Source organism: Mycoplasmopsis agassizii (assembly GCF_002276225.1).
Lineage (GTDB): Bacteria > Bacillota_I > Bacilli_A > Mycoplasmatales > Metamycoplasmataceae > Mycoplasmopsis_B > Mycoplasmopsis_B agassizii_A.
The window spans coordinates 21302-28650 of record NZ_NQNY01000018.1 but is presented as its reverse complement, the minus strand read 5'-3'; the positions used below and the strand labels follow the sequence as shown (position 1 = coordinate 28650).

Here is a 7349-nt window from a genome sequence, read left to right as displayed (position 1 = left end):
GCAGATAGCATTATTAAATCTCTTGGATCGCAGATTAATAAGATAAATGTTCAAAATGTAGCGATCAACTCTAAAGTAGAAACATTAGCAACTAAAGTTGAAAATCTTGAAATCAAATTTGATAATCTTGAAACTAAAGTAGATAATCTTGAAATCAAATTTGATAATCTTGAAACTAAAGTAGATAATCTTGAAGTTCAGGTTAATGAAGTGAAAGAACAAAACAAAAATCTTCATTCTAAAGTTGAAAATTTAGAAACACAAGTTAATGAAGTGAAAGAACAGAACAAAGAGTTAAAAGAGCAAAATAATAAACTAAACTCTAAAGTTGAAAATCTTGAATCACAGGTTAATGATGTGAAAGAGCAAAATGAAGATTTGAAAAAGCAAAACGAAGCTATTGTTGAACAATTAAAAGAAATTTTAGAAATAATTAAGAAAAAGTAAATTACGATATTCAAATCAAAATGATTTGAGTATTTTTATTTTATAAGATATAAATCTGATTAGAACTACATTAATTTTATAACTATAATATCAATAAAAAAAATAACTGTTAATACTAAAAGCAATAATTAAGTTAATTTTGCAAATTAAAAGCAAACATTAAATATATTAATTCAGCTAAAAAATGGCAATAGATGTAAATAAAGATAAGTAATTAAATTTAATTAGGTTATAATTATTACATGTACATGAAAAAAAATGATGATGAAATGGATAAAGCTCTTGAGTCAACTGAATACTTAGAAAAGATGATGGAGAAATATGATGTAAATGTTGTGGAAACAACCGTGAGAGATTATAGAAGAAATACTATTAGCTACAGAATTAATGCAACATGAACATCAGACAAAGATGAAAAAATCCCTAAACATTTGTTATCAAAATAATTTTTTTGTTTTTAACAAATCAAAGCATAAATTGTTTTGCTACTTTTAGTTAACTGAAATTTTATTTATAATCTAAAAATCGTCTTTAAAATTTTAAAAAACTTAAATAAAATACGCTAACACTTTAAAGATAACTTCATATTAAAAATATTATTAATTCAGTTATAATTAAAATATGAAATTCGTACCAAAACGTTCATCAATATGAGGTGATATTGATCATGAATACATTAAAATGAGACTACAAGATTTTACCAAAGAACATTACTTAAAGGTTGAGGAAATTCTTACTACTCAATCACAAACTGGAGAATTTACTTACGTAATTAATGCTATAGCAACACCTATCTATAAACATAAAAGAGACAAAACAAATTTTCATCTTGTTGAACTGAGATTAGATGAATTAATTAAAAATCATGACATAATATATGGAAAACAAAATTTAAAAACAGATATTCGAACTGGAAAAATTACTTTCAATATTAGTGCTATAGGTGTACCTAAAGATGATGATGAAGATTCAGAAGAAAATGATGATGATGAAAAGAATGAAGAAGAATAGACATTAATATTTGTATTTCAAAATAATTACTAGCAAAATATTTTACTAGTTTTTAATTTCTTAATTAAATTTATTCGCTTGATTATTTTGATCCAAAAATATTTTTAAATTAATTAAATTATTAATTTTATTAAGCAAATTGCTTTTTAGAGAATAAAAAATATAGATATTTAAATTTAATTAAAAACATACGAAAAGCCCGTAAAACACGGGCTTTTGGATATATTTTGAAATATTTTTTTAAATTTCTATTATTCAAATGAGTCCATGTCTCTTTGATTTGAATAATACATTGAATAGTAAAATCCTTTTTCTGCAAGCAACTGTTCATGGTTACCCTTTTCAAGAATTTCTCCATTTTTAAGAACAATAATTAAGTCGGCATGTTTAATTGTACTTAAACGGTGAGCAATGATAAAAGTTGTTTTTCCTTCTTGCAATTTCAACATTGCTTTTTGAATAATCGCTTCAGTTTCAGTATCAATACTTGAAGTTGCTTCATCAAAAATTAAAATAGATGAATCTTTTAAAACAGCACGAGCAATTGCTAGTAATTGTTTTTCACCTTGAGATAAATTCATAACATTTTCATCAAGTGGTGTTTGATAACCTTTTTCTAATTTAGTAATCATGTTATGAGCATTTGCAATTTTAGCTGCTTCAATTACTTCTTCATCACTAGCTTCAGGGCGAGCATAACGAATGTTTTCCATAATTGTTTCATTAAATAAAAATGTATCTTGTAAAACAATTGAAACATTGTTACGCATTGATTTTTTAGTAATGTTTTGAATTGGAATATTGTCAATTAAAATGTTACCATTTTCAACATCATAAAATTTAGTTAATAAATTTATGATGGTGGTTTTACCACTTCCAGTTGGACCTACGATTCCAACTGACTGACCTCTTTTAACATCAAAAGAAACATTCTTTAAAATAGGTTTATCTGGTAAATATGAGAAGTTTAAATTTCTAATTGAAACATCTCCTTTGATATCAATTAAATCAACTGTTTCTTTTTCATTATGTTCTGATTCTTGAATATGAACTTCATTAACACGGTCAGCACCAGCGACTGCATTTTGGAAATTATTAAGGTTATTAAAGATCTGAAATTGTGGTCCTGCATAATTTCTATAAAATAAATTATAGGTTGCTAAAACAGCAAAAGATTCAGGATTGGTAACTCCATTTGTTGTAGTCGAAATTACTCCACCTCATTCTCGATTATTAATCATAAAGACAACAGGTATAACTAAAATAATTAGATTTAGTAGATCGTTAATAAATAAGTTTCAACTAAAAACATAGTAACCAATAATTTCAGCTTTACGATCAACTTTAATTTGGCGATTGTTATTCTCGCTAAAATCTTGATAAATTTTTTGAGTAGCATTAACTGCTTTAATGCTTTTTAAAGATGAGAAGGCTTCTTCAAAAAAAGCATTTAATTTACCAATTGATTGCTGGCGAGCCACAAAAGATTTTCTTGAAATCTTTAAGATGAAATAAACAATCACAAAGATAATTGGTAAAAATCCTAGAATAGTAATTGCACTAATAATTGGTGAAAAAATAAACATGGCAATTGCCATAATTACTAACTGAGCCATGTCATTAACTATTCCAACAGCATTATCGGCAATAAAGTTAGTAACGTTATCAGTATCATTAGCAACGCGGGAAATTAAATCTCCACTAGCAGTTTGATCATAGTAAAGCACTCTGATAACTTTTAGTTTCATAAAAACATCTTCACGCATTTTCTTGCCAATTTTTGATGAGAAGGTACCTGCTAAAATATTTCTTGTTAAGTTGATAATTGCAACTGCTATGTAACCAAAAGTAAAAACAACTAACATGTATATTAAATACATTCCAAAGTCGCCGTCATAACCTGAGTTAGCAGAAATTGCTTCATTGATTACTCTTGTAATTTCACTTGATAAGAAAAATAAACCAATGATTAAAGCAGCATTTCCTAAAACGGTAGCTAGAGCAAAAAACATAATTAAAATACTTAGTTTTTTAAATTCACGGAAATATCTTCAAATGAATTTAATTCCTGCTTTTGAAAAAGATTTACGATTTTTCTTAAATCTTTTTGCATCAGTTCTGATATTTTTGCTAGTCATTTTATGCTCCTTCCTGAATCAATTTTAATTGGCGATTCACTTCAGTATCACCTAGTTGAATACGAGCAATATTTTGGTATTGACTGCTATTTGCTAGTAATTGCTTATGAGTTCCAACTGCTGAAATTTCACCGTTATTTAGTAAAACTATTTTATCCATATTTTCAACACTGTTGATTCTTTGAGCAATAACTATTAAAGTTGTATTTAGTTTTTTCTTCATTGCATCTTGAACTTTTTGTTCAGTGATCTTATCAAGCGCTGAAGTTGAATCATCAAAAATTGTAATTTTTGCTTTCTGTGCAACAGCACGAGAAATTGCTAAACGTTGTTTTTGCCCACCTGAAAAGTTAGTCCCCCGTTGTTCAACTCTTGAATCGAGTTTATCTTCTAATTTATCAACAAATTCTTTGGCCTGAGCAATTTCTAAGGCATTTCAGATTTCTTTATCAAGTTCTTTTTGTTTACGTTTATCATCACGGATTTGATCAAAGCGTGAAATTAAGCTAACATTGTCTCTAATTTTTCCTGAAATAATTTCAGGTTTTTGAAAAGCGATAGCAACGTTAGAACTAAGTGATTCACGTTTGATATCAGAGATATCAACGTTATCAATTTCAACTTTTCCTTCTTTAACATCATAGGCTCTAATTAAAATATTTGCCAAAGTTGATTTACCTGAACCAGTAGGACCGATAATTCCTACACTTTCATTTTCTTTAACTTCTAGGTTAATATTTTTTAAAACGTATTCAGCATCTTCAAAATATTTGAAGTTTAAATTAGAAATTTTAAGACTACCATGCTTAATTAAATACCCATCATTTTTTCAAATTTGCTGTGATTTATAATGTAAAACTTCAGCAATTCTGTCAACACTTTTAGCTGATCTAATAACTGAATTAATAGTGCTCATAATTAAGAAAACACCAATTGATGCTCTAAAAACAATTAAAGTAAAGGGAATAATTGTGGAGATAATATTTAATCTTTCAGCAGCAGTAGCACCATCGACATTTGAAGCAAAACCACCTACTATATAAATAACAATAACTGCTAAATTAATCAGACCAAAAGCAATCGGCTGAATAATTGCAAAAATTCATGACATTCTTTTAGTGTTATAAGCAATTTCAATGTTGTAAGCATCAAAGCGATGTTCCAATTTATCGTATAAATTGTAACTTTTAATAACTCTAACTCCTAAGATGTTTTCTCTTAAGATTGATTGTGCTTTATCTAAATTAGCTAATCTATTAGAATTATATTTTTTTGATCTTAATGCAGGGACAATAAAGACAACTGCAAAGATAGGTAAAAAGATTGCTAGAATAATTGTCATTTGTGGGTTTAATAAAACTCCTGCGACAATTGAACCTACAATATACATTGATCCACGACTAATAAAAACAACTGATTGTAAAAATGAATCTTGAAAAATTTTCAAATCATTTGTTGCTCTAGCTGTTAAGGAAGCAACACTAAAATAATCTAGATCATTACTTGAAAGCGAAAGTGCTTTCTTAAAGTAAAGATCCCTTAAATACTGAGCAAAGGCTGTTGAAGATAGAATTGCAAAAGTATTTGCAATTACTGATGAAATCAGCCCTGCAAAAGAAACACCGAACGAAATTCCGATTGCATCTGTATCAATTCTTAATAAAGATGCGTTTTCGGTCTGTGTTCCTGCGATTATTTGTCTAAGTAATTCTGCTTGATATAAGGTTAAAGCAACCTGGATTCCTAGAAAAACTATAGAAATAAGCGTAAAATATAAACGGTTACCCCGTAAATATTTAAAAATATTCTTCATATATCTAAATCTAAAATCTCCTTAAACTAAATTCAATTTTTGAATATTTTTTTAAATAATTCAAAATAATCTTAAAGTATATAGTTATTTTTATTAATGAAACTTCATTAATAAAAGTATTCAGTTGATTTGTTCTTGATTTTGAACAAAGTTTGAAAGTATTTTGACTTATCTATTCTTTATATGACTATTTTTTGAAAATATTTTAATAGTTTAGCATTTTAAATTGAAAATAAATAAAAAAAACTAATATTTAAAAATTGGTTCATTTATCGCCACATTTAACATAGTATTTTAATTAAGACAACTCAAAATTTACTCTAACCAAATAAATTTTTGAAAATCTTATCCATCTAAATCACGAAAGGCATAAATGAAATCAAAATCAAAAAAAACAAGTAAATTTGAAAAATTCGATTTTAAATCTTCATTAATCAGACTGATTCCTCGAACTAAGTTTGAACTGAGTACTAAACTTATTAAATATAGTTTAGTAATCTTATTTTTCATTTTTACACTTGTTACCTTGTTTGAACTTTCAAATATTTTTTTCAATGCCGAGACAATCGGTATTACAAATATTTTAAAAAGTACAAATGATGTGGTTCAATACCAAAATATTTCTTATATTGTTAGATCAACAACTCTCACAATCGCATTCTTAACCCTAATTCTTTCCAACTATCAAAGTGTTGACAAGTTCAATAAAAAACTCTATCAAGTTTGACTTTGAAGCATGAGCAATTTAATGGCTGCCATAGTAATTATGTTCGTTTTTTTCTTTTATAAAGAAATCTCTATCTATGTTTCGTTCTCACTTAGTTTTTTCTTGCTTGTCAATTTATTTTGAAGTTTTTTACACTTCATGATAGTTGAAAGAAAGTATTTACAAGCTAGTCCAGTTAACAAAAATAAATTAATCATGATTTATATAAGTTATGCTTCGAAATTAATTTCACTAATTATTTTTTATGTTCTATTTTCCAGATTAATTTATGGAAGTAACGAAGGAGAAAATGTTTTTTCAAATAATGCAATCATTACATTCTTTGATGAACTATTTATTTATATAAGCGAATGATATAACGTTATCTACGTCTTATTAATAGTAAGTGGATTATTTATTTTATTAATAGCAGTTAACTTACACAACATTTTTTATTTTAAGGAATCAAGTTTAATAAATAACTACTGAAAATTCTTATTAGTATTTTCAGCAACTGCATCACTAGCTATGTTTATTTGATTCTCAACTTTAGCCTTTGGAAACTTTCCAACGCTTGTTGCTATCTTTGTAAATGTGCAACAAAAATATTCTGTTTTATATTTAGCTCTTGCAATTGATTTTATTATTTTATTATTTTTTGTAATGATTAAAATATTGAGAATTAAAATTTTTGAAGGAAATATTTACGGCAACATTTTTATGCAGTTCATGATCTTTATAATCTGAACTGTAGCCTTAATTGTTACTTCATTGAACAGAAATTTTGATGACGAAAATTACAAAATATTCTGATTAGGAATGACAACTAATTTATTAATTATTTTAATTAATTTTATTGATTTTAGAAAAGCAAAACTTATTGATAAAAGAAATTATTTTGCCCTTGCTTCACAAATGATTTTGTTATTTATAGTTGCTTCAGTTATGGGTTACAGAATTTATTTAAGAAATAATAATAACTATATTGATACTGATAGTGACTTCATAAGTTTACTTGTTAAATTTGAAATTGCATTATCTGTTTTATCAACTGTGATAATCTTAATTTTATTTGCTAACTATAGTCAATTAGCTTCAAAAATTGCAATTAGAATTGATCGTAAAATTGCTAAAGAAGAAAAAGTTTTAAATAAAAATAAAACAAGATTTAAAAGCAAAAATAAAGCAAGCGAAAAACAAATTATTAATGCTCCAAAAAGCAGAATTAAATAAG

Annotated in this window: 6 protein-coding genes; 4 read left to right on the top strand and 2 right to left on the bottom strand. The window is 26.3% G+C overall.

Going from position 1 to position 7349, the window contains the following annotated elements; genetic code table 4:
• The 3 genes from CJJ23_RS05095 to CJJ23_RS04615 all read left to right on the top strand — a co-directional run.
• A partial coding sequence (locus tag CJJ23_RS05095; RefSeq protein ID WP_272937920.1) for a hypothetical protein occupies positions 1 to 447 on the top strand: 447 nt, incomplete at its 5' end.
• A gap of 242 nt (positions 448 to 689) precedes the next feature.
• A complete protein-coding gene (locus tag CJJ23_RS04620; RefSeq protein WP_095335177.1) occupies positions 690 to 893 on the top strand; it encodes a hypothetical protein in 204 nt (67 codons plus the stop codon).
• Between the two features lie 175 nt (positions 894 to 1068).
• Positions 1069 to 1458, top strand: a complete 390-nt coding sequence (locus CJJ23_RS04615) for a hypothetical protein (protein ID WP_143823646.1) — start codon at positions 1069 to 1071, stop codon at positions 1456 to 1458.
• A 251-nt stretch (positions 1459 to 1709) separates the two neighbouring features.
• Here CJJ23_RS04615 and CJJ23_RS04610 read toward each other — a convergent pair whose 3' ends face one another.
• Together CJJ23_RS04610 and CJJ23_RS04605 are read right to left on the bottom strand one after the other, a co-directional pair.
• A complete protein-coding gene (locus CJJ23_RS04610; RefSeq protein WP_095335175.1) occupies positions 1710 to 3596 on the bottom strand; it encodes an ABC transporter ATP-binding protein in 1887 nt (628 codons plus the stop codon).
• Position 3597: 1 nt separating this feature from the next.
• Entirely contained in the window at positions 3598 to 5409 is a 1812-nt protein-coding gene (locus CJJ23_RS04605; protein WP_095335174.1) for an ABC transporter ATP-binding protein, read from the bottom strand.
• A 373-nt stretch (positions 5410 to 5782) separates the two neighbouring features.
• Here CJJ23_RS04605 and CJJ23_RS04600 point away from each other — a divergent pair, with 373 nt between their 5' ends.
• Positions 5783 to 7348, top strand: a complete 1566-nt coding sequence (locus CJJ23_RS04600) for an MSC_0624 family F1-like ATPase-associated membrane protein (protein WP_095335173.1) — start codon at positions 5783 to 5785, stop codon at positions 7346 to 7348.
• Position 7349 lies beyond the last annotated feature (1 nt).